The following is a 26,207-nucleotide window of genomic DNA, read 5'->3' as shown; positions in this document are numbered from 1 at the left end:
TAGCCGCCGCCTCAGTCATGGCTCGGCTCGGCATGCGTTGTGATCGTTCCCTGAGCGCAGCCGACGGGCCACCCTGCACGACGCTTCGGCTTCGCTCAGCGACCGGGGTCGTGGTCGTTCCCTGTGCGCGGAAGGGCCACCCCGCACCGCGCTTCGGCTGCGCTCAGCGACCGGGCTTCGCTCAGCGACCGGGCTTCGCTCAGCGACCGGGCTTCGCTCAGCGACCGAGGTGCGCTCAGCGACCGACAGGATCGAGCGCGCGCAGGCGGGGCGCGAGGTCCCGCTCGAAGAGCGTGAGAAAGCGCTCCTGGTCGGCCCCCGGCCCGTGGAAGACGAGATGGTTGAAGCCGGCGCGCACATATTGGGCGATCGCCTCGACGGTTTCTTCCGGGTCCGAGCCGACAATCCAACGCTTCGCGATGGTCTCGATGGGGAGGGCATCCGCCGCCTGCTCCATTTCGATCGGATCGGTGATGTCGTGCTTCTGCTCTTTGCTCAGCGACAGCGGCGACCAGAACCGGGTGTTCTCCAGCGCCGCGGTCGGATCCGTGTCGTAGGAGAGTTTGATCTCGATCATCCGGTCAATGGTTTCGCTGTCGCGACCGGCGGCCGCGGCTCCGGTCGCCACTGCCGGTATCAGCTGCTCGGTGTAGAGCTCCATGCCCTTGCCCGATGTGCAGATGAAGCCGTCGCCTGCTCGCCCCGCATATCGTGCGACCATCGGGCCGGCTGCTGCGATATAGACGGGGATGCCGCCCTCCGGCCGGTCGTAGATGCTCGCGTCGTGCGTCGAGTAATACTCGCCCTCGAAGTTGACCCGGTCGTCGGTCCACAGCGCTCGCATCAGTGCGATCGCTTCGCGAAGCCGAGCGAACCGCTCCTTGAATTCGGGCCAGCGCTGCTCGCCGGCACCGCGGAACCCGGTGGCGATCTCATTGAGTGCCTCGCCGGTGCCGACGCCCAGCATGATGCGCCCCGGGTACAGGCAGCCGAGTGTCGCGAACGCTTGCGCGATCACGGCCGGGTTGTAACGGAACGTCGGGGTCAGCACCGATGTGCCGATCTGCACTCTGGACGTGCGCTCGCCGACGGCTGCCATCCACGCGAGTGAGAACGGCGCGTGACCTCCGGCGTGCCGCCACGGCTGGAAATGGTCGCTGACCGCCACGCTCTCCATGCCGTGTCGTTCGGCCAACACCGCGATCTCAACGAGGGTGCGCGGGTCGAACTGTTCAGCCGAGGCCTTGTAGCCGAGCTTGAGTGGCAGCATTGCGTGTCTACTTTCTACGCTGATCGATTGCTCTCAACTGTGCCAGATGTTCGGGCATGCTTGAAGCATGGATGTCCACGCTGAGCCACTTGCAACCCTCCGCACGCGCACGAGCGAGAAGTGGGCCGAATATCCGGATGACGTGCTGCCTCTGTTCGTCGCTGAAATGGACTACCCGCTCGCCGAGCCGATCGCGGCGGCGCTGGCCGACGCCATCCGCCGCTCTGACACCGGCTATGCGGGGCCCGGGCGCAACCCGCTGCCCGCGGCTTTCACGGATTTCGCGCGTCGGCGCTGGGGCTGGTCGGTCGACCCGAAACACCTGTCGACCACCACCGATGTCAGTGTCGTGCTCGTCGAGTCGCTTCGGCTCTCCATCACCCCCGGCGACCCTGTCGTCATCACGCCGCCGATCTATCCGCCGTTCTTCGATCTGGTGCCCGAAGCCGGCGGCAGCGTCGTCGAGGTACCGCTGTTGGACGACGGGGCGACGTGGGCGCTCGACCTCGACGGCATCGAGGCCGCATTCGCCGCGGGCGCCCGAGCGATGCTGCTGTGCAACCCGCACAATCCGGTCGGGCTCGTGCATCCTGCAGACCAGCTAGCGCGCCTCGCAGAGATCGCGGCGCAGTACGACGCCACGATCATCAGCGACGAGATCCACGCCCCACTGTGCCATCTCTCCTCCACTGCCACCCCCACCGGTGCGGATGCCCCGTTCACGCCGTTCCTGTCCGTGTCGGATGCCGCCCGCGAGCACGGGGTCGCAGCGCATTCCGCAAGCAAAGCCTGGAACCTCGCTGGTCTCAAGTGCGCGCTGTTCGTGACGGCCAGCGACCGGATGCGCACCCGCTTGTCCGCGCTGCCCGACGAGGTTCACTTTCGCACCAGTCTGTTCGGGCGCATCGCGAATGCCGCCGCATTTGCAGAGGGTGAGGAGTGGCTCGACGGGGTGCTGCGCAGCATCCGCTCGAATCGTGCACTGCTGACGACGCTGCTCACCGAGCGGATGCCCGAGGTCGGCTACCGCGAACCGGCCGCCAGCTACCTGGCGTGGCTCGACCTGCGGGCCCTGGGTTGGGGCGACGACCCGCGCAGGCACATTCTGAAGCACGCGCGTGTCGCCCTGAACGCCGGGCACAACTTCGGTGCGCAAGGTGCCGGGTTCGTCCGGCTCAACTTCGCCTGCTCCCCCGAGGTGCTCACCGAGGCCATCGACCGCATGGCGCGGCTCGTGCACCCCTGAGTCACCTCGAATGACCCTTCGCGAGGCGACTCGGTGGAGAGCGACCGACCGGCTCAGCGAGTGAGCGAAGCGAGGATGACATCCGCGGTGCGTTCGAAGCGCTCGACGTCGTCGAACGCGCGCGCGACGAGCATCGCGCCCTCGATCGCGCCGATCATCGTGGACGCCGCGCTTGCAGTGCTTTCGGTCGTTTGAAGCGAGCCGTCCTCGGCGCCCTGATCCAGCACCGCTGTCAGCCACTTCTCATTGCGCTGAAAGAAGTCGAGCACCGCCGAGCGCATCGGCTCCGGCAGGGTGAGATAGTCGGCCGCGAGCATGCCGCACAGGCACATCCGGTGCTGCCGCAGAACTTCTGCGTAAAGCCTGGTGTAGCCGACAAGTTTCGCCGCCGCATCCGGAGCGCCACGATCGAGTTCGTCAAGCGCGGACTGAAATCGCCCGGTGTAGCGATCGACGACGGCCAACCCCAGGGACGCCTTGCTGGCGAAGTGGTAGTGCAGTGAAGCGGTCGTGATGCCGAGTTCCCCGGCGACATCGGCATAGCTGAACGCGTTGAAGCCGCGCTGCTGCACGAGGCGTTCGGTCACATCCAGGATGCGTGCCGCTGTGTCCGTCCCCACTGTTTGAGTGGCCATCCGACCAGCATACTCACGAATCTACTTGTATCTATCTACTAGTAGATAGATACTGTTGCGCAACGCTGCGAGCGACAAGGAGGTCAATAGAGATGAGCACTGTCGAACAGGAGAATTTCGGTTTCCCGACGCAGACCAGAACGTTTCCACACGGTAAGGCGGAAATTCTCGAGATGGAAAACGGCACCATCGGTCGCCTGACTCTGGAACCCGGGTGGCGCTGGTCGAACGATGTCAAGCCGATAGCCGGAACTGCAAGTTGTGAAGCTCCCCACTTCCAGTATCACGTGAGTGGTCAGCTTGCCATTCACATGGATGACGGCCGCGAGTTGCTTGCAGGCCCGGGCGACGTGACCAGCCTTCCCGAGGGCCACGATGCCTGGGTCGTGGGCGACGAACCCGTGGTCGTTGTCGACTGGTACGGGGCCACGGACTACGCGAAGCAGGCACACTGACCGCATTTGTTCGCGCGTGATGATGAATCTCTAACGTGCAGGCCAAGGGGGTGAATGATGAACAGAGTGATGGTTGACTGCCGCAAGACACCGAGTGACGCGAACTGCCAGGTCACAATTGCCGGAACACACGACGAGGTGTTAGAACTCGCCGTCTGGCACGATGTGACCGCACACGGTCACGTCGACGGACCCGAATTGCGAGCGGCGATCGAAAAGGACATGACCGCGGTCGAGCCCGCGATGATGTGATCCAGGGCCGATTGCCCGGTCGCTGAGCGAAGCCCCCGGTCGCTGAGCGAAGCCGAAGCGCCGCCCGCCACGGCCTACGAACACGCAGCACCAGGTGGCCCGTCGACTACGCTCAGGGGCCGAAGCTCGCCGGCTACTCGACCAACGGTACCGGTGGTCGAGTAACGCACGAGCGCCGGCGAGGACGTGTATCGAGACCCGACCGTGCGGGTCATGAGGGTCTCGATTTGCCTGCTCGCCGACTGCGCTCAGGAACCGACAACACTACACTCAGGGAACGACAGCACGATCGCGACAGACGACCCGTCAGCCGCGGTAGTTGGGCGCCTCGACGACCATCTGGATGTCGTGCGGATGCGATTCCTTCAGCCCCGCGGCGGTGATGCGCACGAATTTGCCGCGCTCCTTCAGCTGCGGAATCGTGCGAGCACCGACGTAGAACATCGACTGGCGCAGACCGCCGGCCAGCTGGTACGCGACGGCAGAGAGCGGGCCGCGGTACGGCACCTGACCCTCGATGCCCTCAGCGATCAGCTGTTCGTCGCTCGGCACATCCGCTTGAAAATATCGGTCGCGTGAGTACGAGGTCTTCTTGCCACGCGTCTGCAGTGCCCCGAGCGAACCCATGCCGCGATACTTCTTGAACTGCTTGCCGTTGATAAACACCAGGTCGCCGGGGCTCTCATCGCAACCGGCGAGCAACGAGCCGAGCATCACGGAATCGGCCCCGGCGACGAGCGCCTTCGCGATGTCTCCCGAATATTGCAGCCCGCCATCCGCTATTACCGGCACTCCGGTGTCACGCGCGGCCAGCGACGCCTCGTACACCGCGGTCACCTGAGGAACGCCGACGCCGGAGACGACGCGCGTCGTGCAGATCGAGCCGGGGCCCACGCCGACCTTGATCGCGTCAACGCCCGCCTCGATCAATGCTTGCGCACCCGAACGGGTCGCGATGTTTCCGCCGATGATGTCGACGTGCGCGGCTGCCGTCTCGGCCTTCAGTCGACGGATGATGTCGAGCACGCCCTCGCTGTCGCCGTTGGCGGTGTCGACAACCAGCACGTCAACGCCCGCGTCGACGAGGGTCATCGCACGATCCCACGCATCGCCGAAGAAGCCGATCGCAGCGCCGACCCGAAGCCGGCCCTCGTCGTCCTTGGTGGCGTGCGGGTACTGCTCGCTCTTGTCGAAGTCCTTGACCGTGATCAGGCCCTTGAGCTTGCCCGCGGAGTCAACGAGCGGCAGCTTCTCGATCTTGTGCTGCGCGAAGATCGCGACCGCAGCATCCGTGTCGATGCCGACCGGGGCCGTGATCAGCGGCGTGCGTGTCATGACGTCGCGAACGAGTGTCGACGCCTTCTCGAACTCGGAGACGAAGCGCATGTCACGGTTCGTGATGATGCCGACGAGGGTGCCCGCCGCATCGACGACAGGCAGGCCGCTCATCCGGAACTGGGCGCAGAGCGCGTCGACCTCGGCAACGGTCGCATCCGGCGTCGTCGTCACCGGGTTGGTGATCATGCCGGATTCACTGCGCTTGACCTTGTCGACATGCGCGGCCTGGTCTTCGATCGACAGATTGCGGTGCAGGATGCCGATGCCTCCCTGGCGCGCCATCGCGATCGCCATGCGCGCCTCGGTCACCGTGTCCATCGCGGAGGAGAGCAGCGGTGTCGCCATCGAGATGCGGCGGGTCAAGCGGGTCGAGGTGTCCGCTTCGCTCGGGATCACGTTCGTATGCCCGGGAAGGAGCATCACATCGTCGTAGGTCAGGCCGATGAAACCGAAGGGATCGCTCTGTTCCATGTCATCCTCTGCGCATCAAGAAGCTTCGCTGTGCTCGTCGATATTCGCAGTGCCATCCGCGATTTTCGGCAATACTCCATGTTAACGGCAGAACGCCGTGACTATTCCGGGAGCGGATCCGCTGTGGGCGTGCCTCCGGGCTCACAGCTTTCGGATGCCGCTGCCCGGCTCCTGCGTTGTCGCCGCGTCGCGACGACCATATCCACGCTCAGGATGACGAGTGCGAGCCAGACGAGGCCGAATCCGAACCAGCGCTCCGGCGGCATCGCCTCGTGCAGCAGAAACACGCCGACGAGAAACTGGATGAACGGAGCGAAGTACTGGATGAACCCGAGATAGATCAGCGGAAGCCGGCGCGCTGCAGCCGCGAACAGCAAGAGCGGCACTGCCGTGATCACACCGGCGGAAACGAGAAGCACCGTGTGCCAGGTGCTGATCGTGCCGAGTGTAATTCCAGTGGTCGCGCCGACGACGATCAGCTGAATCACGGCGACCGGCGCCAGCCAGGCGGTCTCCAGGGTGAGCCCGGAGACGGCATCCACGTCTTTGCCGACTTGTTTCTTGACCAGACCGTAGAGACCGAACGAGAATGCGAGCACCAGCGCGATCCACGGAAGAGATCCGTAACCCACGGTCAGCACACCGACCGCGATGATGCTCACGGCCACTGCGATCCACTGCGTGATCCGCAGTTTCTCGCGCAACACGATCACACCGAGAAATACGGTCACGATCGGGTTGATAAAATAGCCGAGCGCGGCCTCGACGACTCGCCCTGCTTCAACTCCGTAGACGTAGGTCTGCCAGTTGATGTAGATCAGGGCACCGGCAGCACCCATGATGAGAACGATCCGCGGGCGACGCAGGATCCCAACAAGCGGGTGCCAGGCCCGGGTGACGGCGATCAGGATCGCGCAGAACACGAGCGAGAACAGCACTCGCCAGGCGACGATCTCGAATGCCCCGGTCGGTTGCAGGGCGACGAAGTAGATCGGAAGCACACCCCACAGGCAGTATGCGACGATCGCGAAGATCAGCCCGCTGCGGCTACTCGGCTCACTCGAGCCCGTGCGCACGGCGCGGGTCGGGGATGCAGCTGGCGGCGAACTCACTGACCAATGCTATGGCCACCCGCCGACATCCGCTTACCTCGTCGCCGTGCGCCGTCGGTCTCGATACGCTCGCTAGCGCTCGCTACTCGACCACCGGTTCCGTCAGGTGGTCGAGTAGCGCACGAGCGCAGCGAGTACGCGTATCGAGACCCTCGCTCGCTAGCGCTCGCTACTCGACCACCGACAAAGAAAGGGCCCGGGCGGCTTTCGCCATCCGGGCCCTTCCACAAAACGAACGTGCTTAGTGCACGACCACAGCGAGAACGTCGCGGGCCGAGAGCACGAGGTACTCGTCGACGCCGAACTTGACCTCGGTTCCGCCGTACTTGGAGTACAGCACCTTGTCGCCAACGGCGACGTCGAGCGGAACACGGTTGCCGTTGTCGTCAATGCGACCGGGGCCGACCGCAATGACTTCGCCCTCCTGGGGCTTTTCCTTGGCGGTGTCCGGGATCACCAGGCCGGAAGCTGTGGTCTGCTCAGCCTCAACCTGCTTGATAACAATGCGATCCTCGAGCGGCTTGATGGAGACCGACACGTTTGACCTCTTTCTCGTACTGAAGACTGGAGTTAGCACACTCACACCGAGAGTGCTAAGACCGAGTTTAGAGCCTGTGCTGGCACTCTCGCAACGTGAGTGCCAAAGATCGCCCTCGAATCGACCAAATAGGCCGACCAGATAAGTTGGTCGAATGGAACGCTCGGAACTGCTCGAACTGATGAGTCCGGCGGGGCTTCGGCTTCTCGACTCGCTGCCTGAGTACACCTCGTCGACGGATGCGCTTGCCAGCGTTTCCGCGCTCCGCAAGGCGGGGCATCCGCCCGCGCTTGTCGCTGCGGTGCTCAGCCAAGCGAAGCTGCGCGGTAAGGCGAGGTCGAAGTTCGGCGAGTTCGCCTCGCGTATGCTGTTCACCGCCGCGGGCCTGGAGCAGGCCACGCGGTTACGAGTGGCCGCACTGCACGCTGGGCGGTTCCAGAGCGCCGGTGCCGGCCACATCGCCGACCTCGGTTGCGGCATCGGTGGGGACGCCCTGGCGATGGCTGCGCTCGGCCTCACCGTGACCGCGGTGGAAGCCGACGAGATCACTGCCGCGATCGCAGCATACAACCTTGCACCATTCGAGACGGCGAACGTCGTGAACGCCCGCGCGGAAGATGCGGCCGGCAGCGCTGCGGCACTGGCGGACGTCGACGGCGTCTATATCGATCCGGCTCGGCGCACAGCGGGCCACTCCAACACCAAGCGCTTGACCGACCCGAACGAGTACTCCCCGAGCCTCGACTTCGCCTTCGGCCTCGGCGAACGGATGCCCGCGGGCGTCAAGCTCGGGCCAGGCCTCGACCGCAATCTCATCCCCCACGACGCTGAGGCGCAATGGATCTCCGTCGACGGCCAACTCGTGGAGCTGGGAGTCTGGTTCGGAGCGGTGGCCAGGGAGGGCATCCGTCGGTCTGCACTGGTGTTGTCCGACGGCGAGCCTGCGGAACTCGCCGGGCCGGCAGACAGCGAGGATGAGCCGGTCGGCGACCTCGGCGAGTACCTCTACGAGCCCGACGGCTCAGTGATCCGCGCTCGCTTGATCGGCGACCTCGCGCGCCGCATGAACGCGCGGATGATCAGCGACGGCATCGCCTACTTGACGACCGACCAGCCGGTCGGCACCCCGTTTGCCGCTGGATTCCGGGTGCGCGAGCGGGTGCCGTTCCAGGAACGCGAGTTGAAGCGCGCACTGCGCGAGCGCGGCATCGGCACGCTCGAGATCAAAAAGCGCGGGGCGGATGTCGACCCCGCCGCCCTGCGGACCCGCCTGTCCCTTCGTGGTGACGCCTCCGCCACGCTCGTGCTCACCCGCATCGGCGGCAAACACGAGGCGTTGCTCGTGGACCGCCTCTAGCCCTTGCCGAAAGCCGGCCCCTGAGCTTGCCGAAGGCCGGTCGTCTGTCCCGCTGATCGAGGAGGCCGCCCGCGGCCGTCTGTCCCGCTGATCGAGGAGGCCGCTCGCGGCCGTCTGTCCCGCTGATCGAGGAGGCCGCCCGCGGCCGTCTCGAGATCCACCCCACCCCAACCAAACACCAACAAGCTCCGCTGATCGAGGAGGCCGCCCGCGGCCGTCTGTCCCGCTGATTGAGGAGGCCGCTCGCGGCCGTCTCGAAATCTCCGGCACCCAACACCGACGGGCCGCCCTCCCGTGGGAGAGCGGCCCGTCTGGCGTGCGCGTCGACTCAGTATGTGTATGAACCAAGGTTTCCGACGGCGACGAGCACGATGATCGTGAAGATGATCGCGATCACGAGCACGAGGATGCCGACGAATCCGAGGATGATGCCGGTCAGCCACATGCCCTTCGCCTGCGGTTCTTTGCTCTTGCCGAGGAAGCCGAGCACGATGGCCGCAATCGAGAACAGTCCTCCGAAGAAGAACCACGACGTGAACACGCCGAGAATACCGGTGATCAGCGCGATGATGCTGAGCACGGGTGCCTTCTGCGCCGGAGCCGTTGTATACGGCTGCGCGTAGGGGTTGACCGGCGGCGCACCGTACTGCGGTGCGGCCGGTTGGGCGGCGTACTGCGGTGCTGCCGGCTGAGCGGCGTACTGCGGTGCAGCGGGCGGAGGCACCGGGGCGCCCTGCGCGGGCGCGTCATACGCCGGTGCCGGCGGTGCAGCGGCCGGAGCAGCGGGTGGAGCGTTGTATACCGGGGCGGCGGGTGCTGCTGGTTCAGCGGGCGCGGGCGGCGCGTCGGAGACGGGTGCCGCCGGTGCCGGCGGTGCCGCGGGCGGCGCCTCTGGCGCGGGCGGCACCTGCGCGGGCGGGACCTGCTCGGCGGGAACCTGCGGTTCGCCGTCGGGGATGTTCGGATCGGTCATGAGACCAATCTCCTTTCGTGATGGTCGGTGTCGCCTGTCTGTCGGCGCCGTCTGCTGTTAGTGAATGATTTGTTGAATGACCTGTCTGTCCGCGCCAGCGGGAAGTATTGAGCCAAAGCCGTTCGTTGCCCCCCGGTTCCTGAACAAAAGCTGTATCGCAGCCCATAGTGGCATCCCCCTCAGGGGGTGTCAATGACCAGTACTCCCCGTGTCGCCGAATGTTCGAATTGGCCGCCCGGGTCAGCGCAAAACCTGGATGTCGGTGACCGGAAGCGTCGAATCTGCACCGAATTCCAGGGTCGACGGCCGGTGCCCGGCCATGATCAGCTGAGCTGCTAGCGCGGCGATCATCGCGCCGTTGTCTGTACACAACGAAAACGCCGGAATGCGCAGCGCAATGCCCGCCGCGGCGCAGCGTTCGGCGGCCAGTTGACGAATGCGCTCATTCGCAACCACCCCGCCGCCCAACAGGAGCCGAGGCACCCCACGGTCGGTGCAGGCCGCGACCGCTTTGGTCAGCAGGATGTCGGCGACGGCCTCGCGAAAGCTGGCGGCGACATCCGCGACCGGAACCGGCTCACCGGCATCCTGTAGCTTCTCCACCCAGCGTGCGACGGCGGTCTTCAACCCGGAGAACGAGAAGTCGTAACGGTGTCGCGACATGTCCTTGGGCTGACTGAGCCCGCGGGGAAAGCGAATCGCTTTCGGGTTTCCGGATGCCGCAACCCGGTCGATCTGCGGACCTCCCGGATACGCCAGCCCGAGCACGCGCGCGACCTTGTCGAAGGCCTCGCCTGCGGCATCGTCGATCGTCTCGCCGAGCAGCTCGACGTCGGAGGTCAGGTCGCGCACATGGAGCAGCGATGTGTGCCCGCCCGAAACGAGCAGGGCGATCGTGGGCAGTTCGAGGGCGCGGCCGGGGCCGCCTTCTGGGTCGAGAATGTCTGCGCCGACGTGTCCGACGAGGTGGTTGACGGCGTAGATCGGCTTGCCGAGCGAGACGGCGAGCGCTTTGGCCGCGCCGACACCGACCATGAGGGCACCGGCGAGGCCCGGGCCGCTGGTGACGGCGACCGCATCGATCTCAGTGAGTCGGATGCCGGCCTCCGCGACGGCCGCGCGGATCGCCGGCACGAGCTCCTCCAGGTGGGCGCGCGCCGCCACCTCGGGCACGACTCCGCCGTAGCGGGCGTGCTGCTCCATCGAGGATGCAATGGTGTTGGAAAGCAGGCGGGTGCCGCGCACGATTCCGATTCCGGTCTCGTCGCACGAGGTCTCGATACCGAGCACAAGGGGATCAACCCTATTCACAGTTGCTCCTCCGCCCCGTCGTCTGTGCCGACTTCGGTCCCTGAGCGCGGCCCGGTCCCCGCATGCAGCCCCGTCCCCGAGCGCGGCCCGGTCCCTGAGCGCGGCCCGGTCTCCGAGTGCGGTCCGGTCCCTGAGCGCAGTCGAAGGGCAGGGGCAGACAGTTTCATCACGAGTGCGTCGACACCGTCCGGCTGGTAGTAGCGCGGTCGCACGCCGATCTGTTCGAACCCGAACGAGCGATACAGCGTTTGGGCTCCGGGGTTGTCCGCACGAACCTCGAGAAACACCTCACGTGCACCCCGCTCGGCAGCCTCAGCGATCAGTGCGCCCACCAGTGCCCGACCGACACCGTGCCGCCGAGCGCGCGGCGCGACAGCGATGGTCTGGATCTCAGCCTCCACTGCGCCGCGCGGCGCGAGCAGTCCCGCGTAGCCGTCGACGGATGCGCGCACCGCGCCGGCAGCGGACGCCGCGGCATCCGTCGGCGAAGCTTCAGGCACCCCATCCGCGGGCGCAGCGTCACGCAGCGCCGCATCCGCCGGGCCATTCGCCGAGCGCACGGCGACGAGATAGTAGCCGTGTTCGTTTTCCAGCTCGGCGCGCATCGTCGAGCGGGACCAGGCATCCGTCACGAAGGTCGCCGTCTCGATCGCCATGATCGCGTCGAGGTCTGCGCTGGTGGCCCTGCGCAACTGCCAGTTGACGCTCACGCGGTCACGCGCTTCGGGCCGGCGGACGGCGTTATATCCGGCGACCGCAGGTACAGCGGTTCGTCGGCGGCGAAAGGTCGGCCGTGCTGATAGGTCAGTTCGGCGAGCATGCCGAGAGCGGCTGCGGAGACGGATGCCGCGTCGAGGCGCGGCAGGTCTGCGTGCGGGAGCGCATCCGGTTTGCAGAGTCCCGGGCCGTCGTTGCGAAGTGGGATGCCGACATCGTCGATCCCGCTGTACGCCGACCAGTAGACCTCACGGCGGCGGGCATCGGTGACGACCAGTAGCGGGCCGGTATGGCCGAGGCCGTAGCGTTCGAAGGCGACGGCGTCATGGCTGACGAGCGGAACAACGGGAATGCCCGCGCCGAGCGCGAACACGCGTGCGGCGGCGATGCCGACCCGAAGCCCGGTGAAAGGGCCCGGACCCACTCCGGCGGCGACAGCTGACAGGTCGGCGACTGCGACACCCGCCTCGACCAGGCATTCCTCGATCAGCGAGCCGATGACCTCGGCGTGCCGCATCGTGTCATCGACGGACCGATCCGCGAGAACACCACGATCGCGATCGACGACGGCGACGCTCGATCCGGCGGAGGTGTCGATCGCGAGCAGCATGCCTTCCAGTTTATGGGCGGGTGCGAGTGTGAGCGGCCGCGTCGCCGGACCAGGCCGTGGGCAGCGCGGCCCGCGCACAATTCAGGCTGGACGGCACGACTCCCCGGTGTCCACCGCTCCGACCCCCGGTCTGACCTGAATGCTGCGCAGCGGCGGCGCGAGCGTCAGCGTCCGATCGGGCCGGCGTAGCGCGACGCACGCTTGAGGCCTAGCGTTGAGCACAGAGAGTTCAAGGGGAAGCACGGTTATGAATACTGGTCGATTTTTTGTTCGTGTTGTCGTCGGAGGCCTGTTCTTCGGGCACGGAATGCAGAAACTCGCCGGATGGTTCGGCGGATCCGGGCTCGAGGGCACCGACAAGATGATGCATGCTCTCGAGATGGAACCGGCGCGGCGGAATGCGATCGCGTCTGGTCTGACCGAGGCGGCCGGTGGTGCCGCACTGGTCGCCGGATTGGCTACACCGGTCGCGGCCGCCGGGCTGATGGGTGCGATGATCACCGCGATCCGCAAGGTGCACTACAAGAACGGCGTCTGGAACTCGAATCGCGGCTGGGAGTACAACGCCGTGCTGCTCGCGAGCCTGTTCGCTCTGGTGGAGTCCGGGCCGGGCAAATTCTCACTGGATGCCGCGCGCGGGCGCGTGCGGTCGGGCACCGGATACGCGGTGGCCGCGCTGGCGGCCGGCGCGGCAGCATCCGTCGCTATCGTCGAAGTCGGGCGACGCAACGCGCAGGCGGCGCGTCTACTCGAAGCGCACGACGCACCGCAGGAGGACGCGCCCGCGACGCGCCCATCCGCCTGATCCGCGCCCATCCGCCTGATTCATAGTGCGCGAAATGTCGGATTGCCCGGTCAATCCGACATTTCGCGCACTATGAATGCTGGGAGCCGCGCAGATCCGAGCATGCTGCGATCAGGATTCACCGGCACCGCCACAACTCAGCGAACGATGCTCCACCAGCGCGACCCATGGCCGGCCAGCGTGATCGTGCGGGCCTCCGGTGCGTCTAACGCTGCGTCGAGCCCGTCAGTGACCGCGTCGAGCGCGTCGGTGCCCGCGTCAATGCCTACGTCGAACCCGTCGGCGACCGCGTCGGTGCCCGTGTCGAGTCCGTCTGCGACAGCATCCGCGTGCTCATCAGCACCGATCGGACGGTCGATCGCAACGTCGAGCCAGGACTCGGCAACGCCGTCAAGCATGCCATCGCCCCACTCGACGACCACGACGGAGCGTGCGAAGTCGATGTCGAGGTCGTCCAGCTCGAGTGCGCTGCCCAGCCGATACGCATCCACATGCACCAGTGGGGCACCCCCGACGAGACTCGGATGCGTGCGCGCCAGCACGAACGTCGGGCTCGTCACCGGCCCGCGCACGCCGAGCGCGTCACCGATTCCGCGCGTCAGGGTCGTCTTGCCCGCCCCGAGCGGGCCGTTCAGCACGACCAGATCCCCAGGGCGCAACAACGCGCCGAGTTCGCGGCCAAAGGCTTCCATCTCGTCGGGTGTCGCAATAATGCGAGTGCGCGCAAACGGCCCAGGCGGTGTCCGCTGCTCCGCTGGTGTCTGCTGTTCCGCTGGCGTCCGCTGCTGCACTGGCGTCTGCTGCTCCGCCGGCGTCCGCTGTTCCGCTGGCGTCTGCTGCTCCGCTGGCGTCCGCTGCCCGAGCGGCCCAGGCTGCGCACGCCGCGCCGAGCGCCCAGACCGCTGCGGCCGCTCGGCCCGCTCCGATTGTTCCGCCCGCATGGCTCAGCCGCCCACGTAGGTCCGCGTCACGCGCCCGCCGATGCGGGCGATGATCTCGTAGTTGATGGTGTCCGCGGCGGCGGCCCACTGCTCCGCAGACGGCATTCCCTGGGCAGGATCACCGAACAACACCGCCTCGTCTCCGACAGCCACCGGATGTTCGCCCACGTCGACGACGAACTGGTCCATCGCGACCCGCCCGCTCACCCGGAAGATCCGCCCGCCGATCTGCACCGGACCGCCGTTGGAGGCGCCGCGCGGAATGCCGTCCGCATACCCGAGCGGGATGAGGGCGAGCGTCGTGTCGGCATCCGTTCGATAGGTGTAGCCATACGACACGCCCGTGTCGGCGGGCACGCTGCGCACGCCCGCGACGCGCGAGCGCAGCGTCATCGCGGGTGTCAGCCCGAGGTCGGCAGAGGAGCGTCCTTCCAGCGGCGACAGCCCGTACATGCCGATTCCGATGCGCACCGCGTTGTACCGAGCCGTCGGCACCGTGAGCGCGGCGGTCGTCGCGGCGATGTGCGTCAGCGACGGCGCCAATCCGGCCTGCGCTGCCAGCTCCAGCCCGCGGTCGAATCTGCCAACAGCAGCCTCGTCATCGGCCACCGAGGCGTTCGACACATGGCTGAAGATGCCGTCGACGCGCACAGGGGCGGTGTGTTCCAGCTCGCGAGCCGCCTCGAACACGTGCTCCCACTGCGGTTCCGGAATGCCATTTCGGCTGAGTCCGGTGTCCAACTTGAGCTGAACGGATGCCGCCGGCCCACCCGCGCGGCCCGCAGCATCCGCCACCGCCCGCAGTTGAGCCGAAGAGGAGATGCCGACGCTGACGCGCGCGGCGAGCGCCACCGCGAAGTCGTCGATCGGGTCATGCAGCCATGCGAGAATCGGCGCGTCAATGCCTGCGTTACGCAATTCCAGCGCCTCGCCGACATCCGCCACGCCGAGCCAGTCCGCACCGCCGGCCAGCGCCGCGCGCGCGGATTGAACGGCCCCGTGGCCATACGCATCCGCTTTGACGACGGCGATGAAATGCTCTGTGCGGGTGACGCTGCGCAGGTGTTGCACGTTGCGGGTGATCGCGCTGAGATCAATGGATGCTTCGCGCCAGGCCCGCTCAGCCATGACCGTCCTCTGCGCTGCGTGCGCTCAGCCCGGCAACACGGACATCAGTGCCGCCCTCTGCAATGACGAACGCGCAGGCGACACCGGCGTCGTGCGTCATCGTGAGGTGCACGCTGGCGATGCCGCGAGCCGCGATGAGGGCAGCGGCGGAGCCGTGGAGGGTGAACCCGGGGTCGCCCTCACCGTTGGCGGTCACTTCGATGTCGTGCCAGTGCACTCCGTCAGAAGAGCCGAGCGCTTTGATCAGCGCCTCTTTCGCGGCGAACCGAGCGGCCAACGAGTGTGTCGGCAGCTCGCGTTCGCTCTCAGCGAACAGGCGCTCGACGAGGCGTGGCGTGCGCGACACGGCGCGGTCGAAGCGCGCCAGGTCGACAATGTCCACACCGATGCCGAGAATCATCTGCGGTTACTCGACGGTGACGGATTTTGCGAGATTGCGCGGTTGATCGACGTCCAAACCTTTCGCCGCCGAGAGCTCCATCGCGAAGATCTGTAACGGCACGACGGCCAGCAGCGGTTCGAACAGGGGCGCCGCAAGAGGAATGCGCAGCACCTCGTCTGCGAACGGCAGGACCGCCACATCACCCTCTTCGGCGACCGCGATCACCCGGGCACCGCGCGCGCGGATCTCCTGGATGTTCGAGACCACCTTCTTGTGCAACTCGGCTGAACCGCGCGGACTCGGCACGACGACGAACACCGGCTGACCGGGCTCGATCAGCGCGATCGGCCCGTGCTTGAGTTCACCGGCAGCGAAGCCCTCCGCGTGGATGTACGCGAGCTCCTTCAGCTTGAGCGCACCCTCGAGGGCGATCGGGTAGCCGACCTGGCGGCCGAGAAACAGCACCGCGCGGGTGTCCGCCATCCACTTTGCGAGCTGCTCGATCCGTTCCGCCGATTCCAGAACGGTTGCGATCTTCGCCGGCACCGCTGTCAGTTCACGCACCTGGGCCGCCTGGTCCGCGGCCGACATCGTCCCCTTGACCCGCGCGAGATGCAGGCCGAACAGATACAGCGCGGTGATCTGTGCGACGAACGCCTTCGTGGAGGCAACGGCGACCTCGGGGCCGGCGTGCGTGTAGATGACGCCATCCGATTCACGTGGGATCGTCGCACCCTGCGTGTTGCAGATCGACACGGTGTGCGCACCCGCCTCGCGAGCGTATTTCACAGCCATCAGCGTGTCCATGGTCTCACCGGACTGGCTGATGGAGACAACGAGGGTCCCCGGTGTGATCACCGGGTCGCGGTAACGGAACTCGTGGCTGAGGTCGACGTCGACCGGCACACGTGCCCACTTTTCGATCGCGTAGCGGCCGACCATGCCGGCGTACGCGGCCGTGCCGCAGGCGATGATCACGATACGGTCGATGCGCGCAAGCACGTCGTCGTCGAGGCCGCTCAACTCAGGGATGACGACCGCGTCGTCCTGCACCCGGCCGCGCACGGTATTGGCCACGGCATCCGGTTCCTCGCTGATTTCTTTGGCCATGAAGCTGGACCAGCCGCCCTTTTCCGAAGCGGATGCGTCCCACGCGATCTCGAACTCGTCGACCTCGACCGCGTGACCGTCGAAATCGGTGACGATGACGGCATCCGGGGTGATCGTGACGATCTGGTCTTGCCCGATCGCCACCGCGCGGCGGGTGTGCTCGACGAACGCGGCGACATCCGAGCCGAGGAAGTTCTCGCCGTCACCGAGGCCGATCACGAGCGGCGAGTTGCGGCGAGCACCGACGACGACGCCGGGCTCGTCCTGATGAACGGCGAGCAGGGTGAACGCGCCGTCGAGGCGGCCGACGATGCGACGGAACGCCTCGCGAAGGTCGCCCGTATCGCGGTATTCGCGGCCGAGAAGAGCGGCGGCGACCTCGGTGTCCGTCTCGCTTTCGAAGACGAACCCGTCTGCGGTCAGTTCATCCTTCAGCGCGGCGAAGTTCTCGATGATGCCGTTGTGGATCAACGCCAGCTTGCCGTCGTCGCCGAGGTGCGGATGCGCGTTGCGGTCGGTCGGCCCGCCGTGCGTCGCCCAGCGTGTGTGGCCGATTCCGGTCGATCCGTTGGCGAGCGGATGCGCCGCGAGATCATCGACAAGCACCTGCAGCTTTCCGGCGCGCTTGCGGGTGCCGAGCCGTCCGTCGCTGCCGATCACCGCGATCCCGGCCGAGTCGTATCCCCGGTATTCCAGACGCTTCAGCCCACCGAGCAGCACGTCGACGCTCTTATCGGTACCGACGTACCCCACGATTCCACACATGCGCCTGATTTTAGCGGGGTGCGCTGGATGCTCCCGACACCGCACCCGCCACGCCGCGCCCGACCCGCGGCATCCGTTCGCCGTTACAAAACGACGGAGAATCTCGCGGACACGCGGAAACCGGCCGGCATGCCAGGGTGTGTCGACGAGTATCTCCGTCGTTTTGGAACCGGGCGGGAGGAGGCAGGCACGGAAACTGCGTCGTCAGCGTGCACTAAGCTGAGCCGTTATGACGGGGACCGGGTCACGTGCCGACACCGCGGCGACGTCTCCGTTCGTCGAACTCGATCGCGCCGACTGGGCGGAGCTCGCCGCCTCGACGCGTCTGCCGTTGAAAGAGACGGAAATCGTTCAACTGCGCGGCCTGGGCGATCCGCTCGACATGCGCGAGGTCGCCGAGGTCTATCTACCGCTCAGCCGGCTGCTGAGCCTGTACGCGGCCGGCGCGAAACAGTTGCATCGGGTCACCAGCGACTTTCTCGGAGAGCGGGCGGCTCGCACCCCGTTCGTGATCGGTGTGGCCGGATCGGTCGCGGTCGGCAAGTCCACAATCGCTCGTCTGCTGCGTGAGCTGCTGTCGCGCTGGGAAGACACACCGCGTGTGGAACTCGTCACGACGGACGGGTTTTTGTTTCCGAACGCGGAACTCGCCAGGCGCGGCCTGATGGACCGCAAAGGGTTTCCGGAGTCGTACGACAGGCGGTCGCTGCTGCGGTTCGTGACCGAGGTCAAGAGCGGCGCATCCGAAGTGCGTGCCCCGTTCTATTCGCACCTGAGCTACGACATCGTTCCTGGCGCACAGATCGTGGTGCGGCGGCCCGACGTGCTCATCGTCGAGGGGCTCAACGTGCTGCAGCCGGCAGTCGGCGGCCACAACCGACTCGCGGTCAGCGACCTGTTCGACTTCAGTGTGTATGTGGATGCGCGCACCCGCGACATCGCATCGTGGTACGAGGAGCGTTTCCTCAAACTGCAGCGCGGCGCGTTCGCGAATCCGAAGTCATACTTCCACCGGTTTGCCAGCCTGACCGAAGACGAGGCCCGTGCCCGTGCCAGCCAGATCTGGTCCGACATCAACGAGCCCAACCTGCTCGAGAACATCCGGCCGACGCGCTCTCGCGCCAAGCTCGTGTTGCGCAAAAGTGGCAATCACACCGTCAGTTCGGTGCTGCTGCGCAAGTTGTAACCGGTGGTCGAGTGGGAGCGTGCGAGCGTACCGAGACCCTCATGGGACCGGGGTCTCGGGGGTCTCGGGGTCTTGGGGTCTCGATACACTCGCTGGCGCTCGCTACTCGACCAACGGGGGGGCTGGGGTCTCGAGGTCTCGATACGGTCGCAGAGCGACCTCTCGACCAACGGGGATCAGATTGTCAGGCGCTCCCGCACGACATCGGCAAGCGCGTGCGCAAACCGGTCGGCGGTGGCCTGGTCTGCAGCCTCGACCATGACGCGCACCATCGGCTCTGTGCCGGAGGGGCGAAGCAGAACCCGCCCGGTGTCTCCCAGCGCCGCCTCGGTGTCTGCGATCGCTGCAGCAATCACTGCGTCGCCGCTCAGGCCTTCGCGGTCGACGCCTCGCACGTTCACAAGGATCTGCGGGAACACCGTCATCGCACCGGCCAGTTGCTCGAGCGATTTGCCGGTGCGGGCCATCTGGCTCACCAGGTGCAACCCGGTCAGGATGCCGTCGCCCGTCGTCGCAAAGTCACTCATGATCACGTGCCCGGATTGCTCGCCGCCGAGTGAGAACTTGCTCTCGTTCATCCGCTCGAGCACATACCGGTCGCCGACCTTCGTCTGCACCACCGTGATGTCGTTCTCGCGCATGGCGATGCGCAGCCCGAGGTTGCTCATCACCGTGGTGACCAGCGTGCGCTCGCGCAGAACGCCGCGCTCGGCCATTCCAAGCGCCAAGATGGCCATGATCTGGTCGCCGTCGACGATGTTTCCGGATGCGTCCACCGCCAGGCAGCGATCCGCGTCGCCGTCGTGCGCGATGCCGACGTCCGCGCGGTATGCGACGACCGCATCCGCGAGCTGGCTGAGGTGGGTCGAGCCGACGCCGTCGTTGATGTTGATGCCGTCCGGATCGTCACCGATGACGGTGACGCGAGCGCCGGCATCCGTGAATACCTCGGGAGACACCCCGGCCGCCGCGCCGTTCGCGCAGTCGAGCACGACGTGGATGCCGTCCAGCCGATGCGGGAGGCTCGCCAGCAGGTGCACGACGTAGCGGTCCTCCGCGTCGGCGAACCGACGGATGCGGCCGACGTCGCCGCCGGTCGGCGCCAGCTTCGGCTTGCCCAGAGCAGCTTCGATGCGATCCTCGACGATGTCGGGCAGCTTGGTGCCGCCGCGGGCGAAGATCTTGATGCCGTTGTCCGGCGCAGGATTGTGCGACGCCGAGATCATCACGCCGAAGTCAGCGTCGATGTCCCCAATCAGGAACGCCGTCGCCGGAGTCGGGATGACACCGGCGTCGAGCACGTCGACGCCGGAACTCGCAAGGCCTGCTGCGACAGCCGAGATGAGGAATTCACCGGAGACGCGCGGATCGCGCGCGACGACCGCAACCGGGCGACGGCCAGCCGCACGACGGGCGTCTGCGCTGCGGCCTTGCGTCAAGACAACAGCGGTTGCCTGTGCGAGGCCGAGCGCGAGGTCGGCTGTGAGATCGCCGTTCGCTAGTCCGCGAACGCCATCCGTACCAAAAAGACGTGGCATAGGGTGCCGAACCGAGGCGCTGGTCAGCGCTTCGAGAACTGCGGAGCCTTGCGGGCCTTCTTGAGTCCGGCCTTCTTACGCTCCTTGACTCGAGCGTCGCGGCTCAGGAAGCCGGCCTTCTTCAGCGTTGCGCGGTTGTTCTCCTCATCGATCTCGTTCAGCGCGCGGGCAATGCCCAAGCGCAGAGCGCCAGCCTGGCCGGAGGGGCCGCCGCCGGTGATCTTCGCGATCACGTCGTAGCTGCCGAGCAGGTCGAGCACCTTGAACGGGTCGTTGATCAGCTGCTGGTGCAGCTTGTTCGGAAAGTAGTCAGCGAACTCGCGTCCGTTGACGGTGATGGTGCCGGCGCCCGGCACCAGGCGCACGCGGGCAATGGCCTGCTTGCGTCGGCCGACGGCTGCGCCGGGAACGCTGAGCACGGGGCGCGGGGCCTTGACTGCCTCGGTTGCGGGGGTCTCGGTGCTGAAGCTCTGTACGGCTTCCGGAGCCTCGAGCTGGTCTGCGATCTTCGCCATGGTCTTTGGAATCCTTTTTCTGTGGTCTCTTACGCCGGCGTCTACTGCGCGACCTGGTCGAAGGCGTATGCCTTGGGCTGCTGTGCAGCGTGCGGGTGCTCGCTGCCGGTGTAGACCTTGAGCTTGCGGAGCTGGGCGCGACCGATGGAGTTCTTCGGGAGCATGCCGCGAACGGCCTTCTCAACGGCACGAACCGGGTTCTTCTCGAGCAGCTCGGCGTAGGTGACAGCGGTGAGGCCGCCCGGGTAACCGGAGTGGCGGTACGCCTTCTTCTGGTCGGCCTTTGCGCCGGTCAGTGCCACCTTGTCGGCGTTGATGATGATGACGAAGTCGCCGCCGTCGAGGTGCGGGGTGAATGTTGCCTTGTGCTTGCCGCGGAGCAGAACGGCGGTGTGGCTGGCCAGTCGGCCGAGCACGACATCCGTCGCGTCGATGACGATCCAGTCCCGCTTGAGCTCAGAGGCCTTCGGTGAGTAAGTGCGCGTCACAGTAGTGGCTGCTTTCTTTCGTAAGTTGGGTAGTTCGTGAATCCCGCTCCGTTGGGTGTTCTCGCGATTCGATGAATACCGGGGAACGCCGCAGGTGGAGGGCTCAACTTCGGATGTCACGCCGCAGAGGGCGCAGGCACCAAGGGTCAATAGTACGCGACAACAGGGATGCCGCGCAAACGCACTCGAGTCTGCTCCTGTAAAGCAGCTTTACAGGGTGCCGCGCGGCAACATTTCGCGGCGCGCTCGGGTCTGCTCGGCTCGCTGCGCGAGCTGCGCGTCATCCGGATACCCGACTTCCATCAGGGTTAACCCGCGGGCGGGCACGACGGTGAATGCGCTGGTACGGTCGCCGGCCTCGCGGAGCAGCGCAAGGTCGCGCGCGGCGAGCTTGCCTTCGCCCACGGCGACGCAGCCTCCCACCAGGGAGCGCACCATGCTGTGGCAGAACGCATCCGCCTTCACAGTGGCGATCAGCACGCCGTCGGTGTCGCGCTGCCAGGTGAACTCCTGCAGCGTGCGGATCGTCGTCGCACCTTCGCGCGGCTTGCAATACGCGGCGAAGTCATGCAGCCCGGGCAAACTGTGTGCCGCTTCATCCATCGCCTGCACGTCGAGCGTGGCAGGCAGCCACAGTGTGCGATGCCGTTGCAGTGGGTCGTGCGTTGCCGAACGGTCTGCGATTCGGTATCGGTAGCGGCGCCAGAGAGCCGAAAACCGTGCATCGAACCCCGTCGAGGCGAGGGTGCCGCGCGTGACGACGATGTCGGAAACCGCACCGAGGATGCCGTTGACCCGGTGCGCGAGGGCGGCACCGGCATCCGGTTGTCGTGTTGCGCCGCGACGCGGCTTGAGCAGGGCGGCGAGCTGCCCGGCCGTGAGGTCGACATGCGCGACCTGCCCGGCGGCGTGCACGCCGGCGTCCGTGCGGCCGGCGACGACGAGCGTCGGCGCGGGCGCGTGCCTGCGGAACATCGTTGCCAACGCGTGCTCCAGTTCGCCCTGAACGGTGCGCAGACCCGGCTGCCTGCTCCAACCGCTAAACGCAGAGCCGTCGTACGCGATATCCAAACGGATGCGCGTGGGCGCGACCGCGAGCTCGGCTCCGATTTCAATCACGCGAGCAATTCTAGGATGCGCGGTCGCTCGGCCGGCGGCGCGCCGTGCCACCCGCTTCGCGTCGTCAGGCGTCCCCCGGGCCGCCCCCGCGCCATGTCGCGCACGTGCGCGCCGGCGCTCGCGACCACGAAGCACTCAGCGGCAATTGTTAGGGTGGATCGCGATGCTGCCGCTTTGCCTATGACCAACCTCGCCCGACAACCACCCGAATCTTCCGCTCGGCCCCTCTCCGCGCGCCCTGCGTCGACCCGTCATTTCGCCGGGCTCGACGGGCTGCGTGCCATCGCAGTCATCGCCGTGATCGTCTACCACCTGTTCCCGGGCCTGCTGCCGGGGGGCTTCATCGGCGTTGACGTGTTCTTCGTGATCAGCGGGTTCCTGATCACAAGCCTGCTGATCGGCGAACGAGCCGCCTCAGGCCGCATCTCACTCAAGCGATTCTGGCAACGCAGGGTGCGTCGCCTCATCCCAGCGCTCGTCGCACTGGTTTTGGTCTGCTGCACGAGCGCGTTGATCATCGGCGGCGATGTGCTCGTCGGGCTTGGGCGCCAGGTGCTCGGCGCAGCGACCTTCAGCTACAACTGGCTCGACATCGCGGCCGGCAGCAGTTACTTCAACCGGGATGCGCCAGAACTGTTCCGCAACCTGTGGTCGCTCGCCGTCGAGGAGCAGTTCTACCTCCTCTGGCCGTTCCTGCTGCTGGCGGTGCTGTTGCTGCTGCGCAACAACCGGGTGCGGATCGCGGCGCTGCTGACGCTGGCGGCGGCATCCGCCACGCTGATGTGGCTGCTGTACATTCCCGGTGCGGATGCGACGCGCGTCTACTTCGGCACGGATACCCACAGTTTCGGGCTCATGATCGGTGCGGCCCTCGCACTGATCGTGCGGTCGGTGAGGCCGCTCGACCTCGACGCGGGCGAAAGTGTGCTGCAGGTGTTCGAGCGCAGGTGGCTGCCTGGCCTCGGCCTGATCAGCTTGGCCGCTGTGCTGAGCGCAACCTGGTGGCTGCACGACGATGCAGCGATCACCTACCGGGGCGGCCTTGTCGCCGTCAGCGTGCTGACCGCGGTCGTGATCTGGGCTGCGGTCGCCGTAAGCTCGGCGCGCGGATCGGGAGCCGCGCGCTCGGTCGCCGGATCGGGTGCCGCGAGCTCGGTGCGCGGGTCGGGAGCCGCGCGCTCGGTGCGCGGGTCGGGAGCCGCGCGCAGTGGGTCCGCCGGTCGGTCGAGGCTCGGTGCCGCCTTGGACATCGCCCCGCTGCGCGCGATCGGCGCCCGCTCATACGGGCTGTATCTGTGGCACTGGCCTGTACTTGTGCTTGTGGCCGCCGCCTGGCCACCCGGGCCGGATGCGCCCGGACGCACGCTTGTGATCGGCGCCGCTGCACTCATCATCACCGTGGTTGCCGCCGTACTGTCCTATCGCTACGTCGAACAGCCGGTGAGGAGGCACGGATTCCGCGGCATCATGGGCGCCGTGAGCGGCCGCCTCCGAGCCTCTCGGCGCGGACGAAGCCTTGCGATCGCCGGCCTGACCGTCGTCGCCGTCACGTTGGCAGGAACCGGCGCAGCTCTTGCCGTCGCCCCGGCACAAACGAGCGCACAGGCGTTCATCGAACGCGGCGCGAAGGCCGTGCAGCGGGAAGGTTCAGTCCAGGCTTCCGCTGAAGCGGCGCCGACGGCGACGCCAGTGCGATCATCGCCGACTGTCCCGACTGCAGGAACCGCTGCGACCGAAGGAACCGCCGCGAGGGAGAACGCGACTCCGAACGCATCCGCCGGCCAGAGTGCATCCGCTGGTCCGAACGCATCCGCCGGTCAGAATGCATCGGCTGGTCAGAGTGCGCAGGGCACGGCGACGCTGCCGGGCGCGGCCCAGGATCCGCGGCACAAACCGATTCCGACCGGAAACGAGCTGGCAGCCATCGGTGACTCGGTGATGCTGGCCAGCGCGCCCGAGTTGCAGCAGGCATTTCCCGGGATCGCGATCGACGCCGTCGTCTCGCGCCAACTGCGCGCGGCTCCCGAGCTGGTGCACTCGATGGCGGCCGCGGGCACTCTACGGCCGGTGCTGATCATCGGACTGGGAACGAATGGTTCGATCAGCGCGGACTCGCTGGAGGACATCCGCCAGACGCTCGGCCCGGATCGCGAGCTCGTGCTGGTCACCGTGCAGGCCCCGCGCTCGTGGACGGCAGGCGTCAACGACACACTTCGCGCCTTCGCAGCGCAGTATTCGCGCACCGTTGCGCTCGCTGATTGGCAGTCGGCGATCGCCCCGCACCTGGATGTGCTGGCGGACGACCAGATCCATCCGGGTGCGACGGGCGGGCGGATCTATGCTGCGACTGTGCAGTCAGCGCTGCAGCGCCTGACCGATCTGCCGCCGATCGATGTCGGTATCGCCCAGGTGTACGGCCCGACGCTGAAGCCGCCGCCCCTGCTGCGCGACCCCGCCGCCTCCCCCTGAGCGTTTGCCCGTGGGCGAGCGCTGCAGGCCGCGCTTCCTGAGTGGCTCCGGGCCGTGCTGCCGTGCGCCGGCGCCCGTGACCCGTCACGTTTGGTCGAAGCCGCACGTGGTCACCGCCCGTGACCCGTCACGTTTGGTCGCGGGAAGCGTCAAATCCGGACCAATCGTGACGGGTCACGGAGCAAATGGCGGCCATGGGCAGGGCTGTGGATAACTTCTGCATGCCAAGCGGCGACTTTGCCAGAGTTGAGGCATGCCGGATGCCACTCCACTTCAACCCCACCTGCACGGGCTCGCCTTTCGCACGAGCGAGACCGACCTACACGGCGCAACGCGCGCCCGTTTGCGCAGAAAGGACGTCACGCATCCGCACCACGGCGTGAGCGCAGTCGATCTCGACGTCGATTCGATCGTTGGCAGCTGCTGGGCGTATCAGCCGCTCATGGCCCACGGCCAGTTTTTCAGCCACATAACGGCCGCAATCCTGTTCGGGATGCCTCTTCCCCCCACCGCCACCGACGGATCGCCACTCGATGGGTCACCGCTCCATGTGTCGGTACTTGGCGCCGCGACCAGGCCTCGCACGCAGAAGATTGTCGGACACGGGCTCAGTGCAGGCGACGTGCAAACGACGATCCAGCTGGGATTTGCCGTCGTCGGGCCGGCCGACACCTGGTGTCACCTCGCAGCGATGCTCACCCCGAACGACATTGTTGCAATCGGTGACTACCTCATCTCCGGCGCGAGAATGAAGTCCGGCCGCCAGCCGCCGTTGGCCACCCGCGCGGAACTCGCGGCCGCCCGAGCACGCCATCACGGGCGTCGCGGTGCGCGCACAATCACCTGGGCGCTGCCGCGGCTTCGCACTTCCGTCGACTCCCGGCCGGAAACTCTGCTGCGGCTGATGCTGCTCGATGCGGGGTATCCAGAACCGTTGATCAATGACGCAACGGCGGTCGACGATGAGACCGCTATCCTGCATCCGGATCTCAAGTGGCCGCAGTGGAGGATCGTCCTTGAATACGAAGGCGATGGGCACCGCGAGAACCCGAAGCGATTCCGCGAGGATATCAAGCGCAAAGAACGTTTCGAAGCTGCAGGCTGGCGAGTCATCCGCGTCACGTCGGACGACTTGTTCGTCGATCAACTCGGATTCCTCGAGCGCGTTCGCCTCACAGTCGCTCGCCAGAGGGCCCGCACAGTCTGAACTGCCGGATAGCCCGAACGCCCTCTCAGTCTGAGGGCCCGCACAATCTGACCGCCCGGCCAGCCTGAACTCTCGCACAGCCCGAACTCCCGCACAATTTGACCGCCCTCACAACCTGAACGCCCGGCCAGCCTGAATGCCCGCAAAGTCTGAACGCCCGGCCGCGACCCGTTACGTTTGGTGCGAATTTGGGACTCTCTACCGCCAAACGTGACGGGTCGCGGGCTGTCCGTCGTGCTCGGGCGGCCGTGAGTTCCGCGCGGCGCACG

The 26,207-nt window shown here is 66.7% G+C and carries 25 protein-coding genes; 8 read left to right on the top strand and 17 right to left on the bottom strand.

The features are described 5' to 3' along the window. Nucleotides 1-235: 235 nt before the first annotated feature. On the bottom strand, nt 236-1,270 hold the full coding sequence (gene fgd / locus QU604_RS04315) for a glucose-6-phosphate dehydrogenase (coenzyme-F420) (protein WP_308467562.1): 1,035 nt from the start codon (nt 1,268-1,270) through the stop codon (nt 236-238). Nucleotides 1,271-1,337: 67 nt separating this feature from the next. Between fgd and QU604_RS04310 the strand changes: the two genes are divergently transcribed. After that, nucleotides 1,338-2,516 (top strand): MalY/PatB family protein, encoded by a 1,179-nt coding sequence (locus QU604_RS04310; RefSeq protein WP_308467561.1) that lies wholly within the window; start codon nt 1,338-1,340, stop codon nt 2,514-2,516. A 53-nt stretch (nt 2,517-2,569) separates the two neighbouring features. Here the strand turns inward: QU604_RS04310 and QU604_RS04305 are convergent, their stop codons facing one another. Then, complete coding sequence (locus tag QU604_RS04305) at nt 2,570-3,151, bottom strand: TetR/AcrR family transcriptional regulator (protein ID WP_308467560.1); 582 nt, start codon at nt 3,149-3,151, stop codon at nt 2,570-2,572. A 92-nt stretch (nt 3,152-3,243) separates the two neighbouring features. Here QU604_RS04305 and QU604_RS04300 point away from each other — a divergent pair, with 92 nt between their 5' ends. Both QU604_RS04300 and QU604_RS04295 read left to right on the top strand, forming a co-directional pair. Further along, the gene (locus QU604_RS04300) at nt 3,244-3,606 is read left to right on the top strand and encodes a cupin domain-containing protein (protein WP_308467559.1); all 363 of its coding nucleotides are present in this window, start codon (nt 3,244-3,246) and stop codon (nt 3,604-3,606) included. A 54-nt stretch (nt 3,607-3,660) separates the two neighbouring features. Then, on the top strand, nt 3,661-3,858 hold the full coding sequence (locus QU604_RS04295) for a DUF1059 domain-containing protein (protein ID WP_308467558.1): 198 nt from the start codon (nt 3,661-3,663) through the stop codon (nt 3,856-3,858). 306 nt (nt 3,859-4,164) lie between these two features. Here QU604_RS04295 and guaB read toward each other — a convergent pair whose 3' ends face one another. The 3 genes from guaB to groES form a co-directional block, all read right to left on the bottom strand. Further along, a complete protein-coding gene (gene guaB / locus QU604_RS04290; RefSeq protein ID WP_308467557.1) occupies nt 4,165-5,667 on the bottom strand; it encodes an IMP dehydrogenase in 1,503 nt (500 codons plus the stop codon). 101 nt (nt 5,668-5,768) lie between these two features. Next, on the bottom strand, nt 5,769-6,743 hold the full coding sequence (gene rarD / locus QU604_RS04285; protein WP_308468841.1) for an EamA family transporter RarD: 975 nt from the start codon (nt 6,741-6,743) through the stop codon (nt 5,769-5,771). A 277-nt stretch (nt 6,744-7,020) separates the two neighbouring features. Further along, nucleotides 7,021-7,317, bottom strand: coding sequence for a co-chaperone GroES (gene groES / locus QU604_RS04280; RefSeq protein ID WP_308467556.1), 297 nt, complete (start codon nt 7,315-7,317; stop codon nt 7,021-7,023). Between the two features lie 154 nt (nt 7,318-7,471). On the opposite strand from groES, the gene QU604_RS04275 reads away from it, so the two are divergent. Then, nucleotides 7,472-8,674: a THUMP-like domain-containing protein gene (locus tag QU604_RS04275; protein ID WP_308467555.1), complete on the top strand. Its 1,203-nt coding sequence runs from the start codon at nt 7,472-7,474 to the stop codon at nt 8,672-8,674. 328 nt (nt 8,675-9,002) lie between these two features. Here QU604_RS04275 and QU604_RS04270 read toward each other — a convergent pair whose 3' ends face one another. The 4 genes from QU604_RS04270 to tsaB all read right to left on the bottom strand — a co-directional run bounded on the left by QU604_RS04270 (nt 9,003) and on the right by tsaB (nt 12,285). Then, nucleotides 9,003-9,647, bottom strand: a complete 645-nt coding sequence (locus QU604_RS04270; protein WP_308467554.1) for a DUF4190 domain-containing protein — start codon at nt 9,645-9,647, stop codon at nt 9,003-9,005. A gap of 240 nt (nt 9,648-9,887) precedes the next feature. Next, the gene (tsaD, locus tag QU604_RS04265; protein WP_308467553.1) at nt 9,888-10,958 is read right to left on the bottom strand and encodes a tRNA (adenosine(37)-N6)-threonylcarbamoyltransferase complex transferase subunit TsaD; all 1,071 of its coding nucleotides are present in this window, start codon (nt 10,956-10,958) and stop codon (nt 9,888-9,890) included. Continuing rightward, complete coding sequence (rimI, locus tag QU604_RS04260; protein ID WP_308467552.1) at nt 10,955-11,668, bottom strand: ribosomal protein S18-alanine N-acetyltransferase; 714 nt, start codon at nt 11,666-11,668, stop codon at nt 10,955-10,957. Before rimI ends, tsaD begins: the two co-directional genes overlap by 4 nt. Further along, nucleotides 11,665-12,285 (bottom strand): tRNA (adenosine(37)-N6)-threonylcarbamoyltransferase complex dimerization subunit type 1 TsaB, encoded by a 621-nt coding sequence (tsaB, locus tag QU604_RS04255; protein ID WP_308467551.1) that lies wholly within the window; start codon nt 12,283-12,285, stop codon nt 11,665-11,667. Before tsaB ends, rimI begins: the two co-directional genes overlap by 4 nt. A gap of 247 nt (nt 12,286-12,532) precedes the next feature. Between tsaB and QU604_RS04250 the strand changes: the two genes are divergently transcribed. After that, entirely contained in the window at nt 12,533-13,090 is a 558-nt protein-coding gene (locus QU604_RS04250) for a DoxX family protein (RefSeq protein ID WP_308467550.1), read from the top strand. A 137-nt stretch (nt 13,091-13,227) separates the two neighbouring features. Here the strand turns inward: QU604_RS04250 and tsaE are convergent, their stop codons facing one another. From tsaE to glmS, 4 genes are all read right to left on the bottom strand, one after another. Next, nucleotides 13,228-13,803 carry a tRNA (adenosine(37)-N6)-threonylcarbamoyltransferase complex ATPase subunit type 1 TsaE gene (gene tsaE / locus QU604_RS04245; RefSeq protein ID WP_409350020.1) on the bottom strand — a complete coding sequence of 192 codons (576 nt, stop codon included), beginning with the start codon at nt 13,801-13,803 and terminating at the stop codon, nt 13,228-13,230. A gap of 231 nt (nt 13,804-14,034) precedes the next feature. Next, the gene (alr, locus tag QU604_RS04240; protein WP_308467548.1) at nt 14,035-15,159 is read right to left on the bottom strand and encodes an alanine racemase; all 1,125 of its coding nucleotides are present in this window, start codon (nt 15,157-15,159) and stop codon (nt 14,035-14,037) included. After that, nucleotides 15,152-15,559 carry a holo-ACP synthase gene (locus QU604_RS04235; protein WP_308467547.1) on the bottom strand — a complete coding sequence of 136 codons (408 nt, stop codon included), beginning with the start codon at nt 15,557-15,559 and terminating at the stop codon, nt 15,152-15,154. Before QU604_RS04235 ends, alr begins: the two co-directional genes overlap by 8 nt. Before the next feature lie 6 nt (nt 15,560-15,565). Then, entirely contained in the window at nt 15,566-17,416 is a 1,851-nt protein-coding gene (glmS, locus tag QU604_RS04230) for a glutamine--fructose-6-phosphate transaminase (isomerizing) (protein ID WP_308467546.1), read from the bottom strand. 229 nt (nt 17,417-17,645) lie between these two features. On the opposite strand from glmS, the gene coaA reads away from it, so the two are divergent. Continuing rightward, nucleotides 17,646-18,602, top strand: coding sequence for a type I pantothenate kinase (gene coaA / locus QU604_RS04225; protein ID WP_308467545.1), 957 nt, complete (start codon nt 17,646-17,648; stop codon nt 18,600-18,602). 176 nt (nt 18,603-18,778) lie between these two features. Here coaA and glmM read toward each other — a convergent pair whose 3' ends face one another. The 4 genes from glmM to truA all read right to left on the bottom strand — a co-directional run bounded on the left by glmM (nt 18,779) and on the right by truA (nt 22,259). After that, nucleotides 18,779-20,140, bottom strand: coding sequence for a phosphoglucosamine mutase (glmM, locus tag QU604_RS04220; protein ID WP_308467544.1), 1,362 nt, complete (start codon nt 20,138-20,140; stop codon nt 18,779-18,781). 23 nt (nt 20,141-20,163) lie between these two features. Continuing rightward, nucleotides 20,164-20,655, bottom strand: a complete 492-nt coding sequence (gene rpsI, locus QU604_RS04215) for a 30S ribosomal protein S9 (protein ID WP_308467543.1) — start codon at nt 20,653-20,655, stop codon at nt 20,164-20,166. A gap of 41 nt (nt 20,656-20,696) precedes the next feature. After that, a complete protein-coding gene (gene rplM / locus QU604_RS04210; protein ID WP_308467542.1) occupies nt 20,697-21,143 on the bottom strand; it encodes a 50S ribosomal protein L13 in 447 nt (148 codons plus the stop codon). A gap of 210 nt (nt 21,144-21,353) precedes the next feature. Beyond that, complete coding sequence (truA, locus tag QU604_RS04205; RefSeq protein ID WP_409350019.1) at nt 21,354-22,259, bottom strand: tRNA pseudouridine(38-40) synthase TruA; 906 nt, start codon at nt 22,257-22,259, stop codon at nt 21,354-21,356. A gap of 183 nt (nt 22,260-22,442) precedes the next feature. On the opposite strand from truA, the gene QU604_RS04200 reads away from it, so the two are divergent. Together QU604_RS04200 and QU604_RS04195 are read left to right on the top strand one after the other, a co-directional pair. After that, a complete protein-coding gene (locus QU604_RS04200) occupies nt 22,443-24,731 on the top strand; it encodes an acyltransferase family protein (protein WP_308467540.1) in 2,289 nt (762 codons plus the stop codon). 253 nt (nt 24,732-24,984) lie between these two features. Then, on the top strand, nt 24,985-25,938 hold the full coding sequence (locus QU604_RS04195; RefSeq protein ID WP_308467539.1) for a putative endonuclease domain-containing protein: 954 nt from the start codon (nt 24,985-24,987) through the stop codon (nt 25,936-25,938). Nucleotides 25,939-26,207: the final 269 nt, after the last annotated feature.

The sequence above is a fragment of the Rathayibacter sp. SW19 genome, from assembly GCF_030866825.1.
Lineage (GTDB): Bacteria > Actinomycetota > Actinomycetes > Actinomycetales > Microbacteriaceae > Rathayibacter_A > Rathayibacter_A soli.
Note: the sequence above shows the minus strand (reverse complement) of the source record. Positions and strands in the feature narration are given on the sequence as shown.

Coding starts and splice junctions, on each gene's coding strand:
- fgd (WP_308467562.1), bottom strand. CDS start 1,270: ATGCTGCCACTCAAGCTCGGCTACAAGGCCTCGGCTGAACAGTTCGAC.
- QU604_RS04310 (WP_308467561.1), top strand. CDS start 1,338: ATGGATGTCCACGCTGAGCCACTTGCAACCCTCCGCACGCGCACGAGC.
- QU604_RS04305 (WP_308467560.1), bottom strand. CDS start 3,151: ATGGCCACTCAAACAGTGGGGACGGACACAGCGGCACGCATCCTGGAT.
- QU604_RS04300 (WP_308467559.1), top strand. CDS start 3,244: ATGAGCACTGTCGAACAGGAGAATTTCGGTTTCCCGACGCAGACCAGA.
- QU604_RS04295 (WP_308467558.1), top strand. CDS start 3,661: ATGATGAACAGAGTGATGGTTGACTGCCGCAAGACACCGAGTGACGCG.
- guaB (WP_308467557.1), bottom strand. CDS start 5,667: ATGGAACAGAGCGATCCCTTCGGTTTCATCGGCCTGACCTACGACGAT.
- QU604_RS04275 (WP_308467555.1), top strand. CDS start 7,472: ATGGAACGCTCGGAACTGCTCGAACTGATGAGTCCGGCGGGGCTTCGG.
- QU604_RS04270 (WP_308467554.1), bottom strand. CDS start 9,647: ATGACCGATCCGAACATCCCCGACGGCGAACCGCAGGTTCCCGCCGAG.
- tsaB (WP_308467551.1), bottom strand. CDS start 12,285: ATGCTGCTCGCGATCGACACCTCCGCCGGATCGAGCGTCGCCGTCGTC.
- QU604_RS04250 (WP_308467550.1), top strand. CDS start 12,533: ATGAATACTGGTCGATTTTTTGTTCGTGTTGTCGTCGGAGGCCTGTTC.
- alr (WP_308467548.1), bottom strand. CDS start 15,159: ATGGCTGAGCGGGCCTGGCGCGAAGCATCCATTGATCTCAGCGCGATC.
- QU604_RS04235 (WP_308467547.1), bottom strand. CDS start 15,559: ATGATTCTCGGCATCGGTGTGGACATTGTCGACCTGGCGCGCTTCGAC.
- glmS (WP_308467546.1), bottom strand. CDS start 17,416: ATGTGTGGAATCGTGGGGTACGTCGGTACCGATAAGAGCGTCGACGTG.
- coaA (WP_308467545.1), top strand. CDS start 17,646: ATGACGGGGACCGGGTCACGTGCCGACACCGCGGCGACGTCTCCGTTC.
- glmM (WP_308467544.1), bottom strand. CDS start 20,140: ATGCCACGTCTTTTTGGTACGGATGGCGTTCGCGGACTAGCGAACGGC.
- rpsI (WP_308467543.1), bottom strand. CDS start 20,655: ATGGCGAAGATCGCAGACCAGCTCGAGGCTCCGGAAGCCGTACAGAGC.
- QU604_RS04200 (WP_308467540.1), top strand. CDS start 22,443: ATGACCAACCTCGCCCGACAACCACCCGAATCTTCCGCTCGGCCCCTC.
- QU604_RS04195 (WP_308467539.1), top strand. CDS start 24,985: ATGCCGGATGCCACTCCACTTCAACCCCACCTGCACGGGCTCGCCTTT.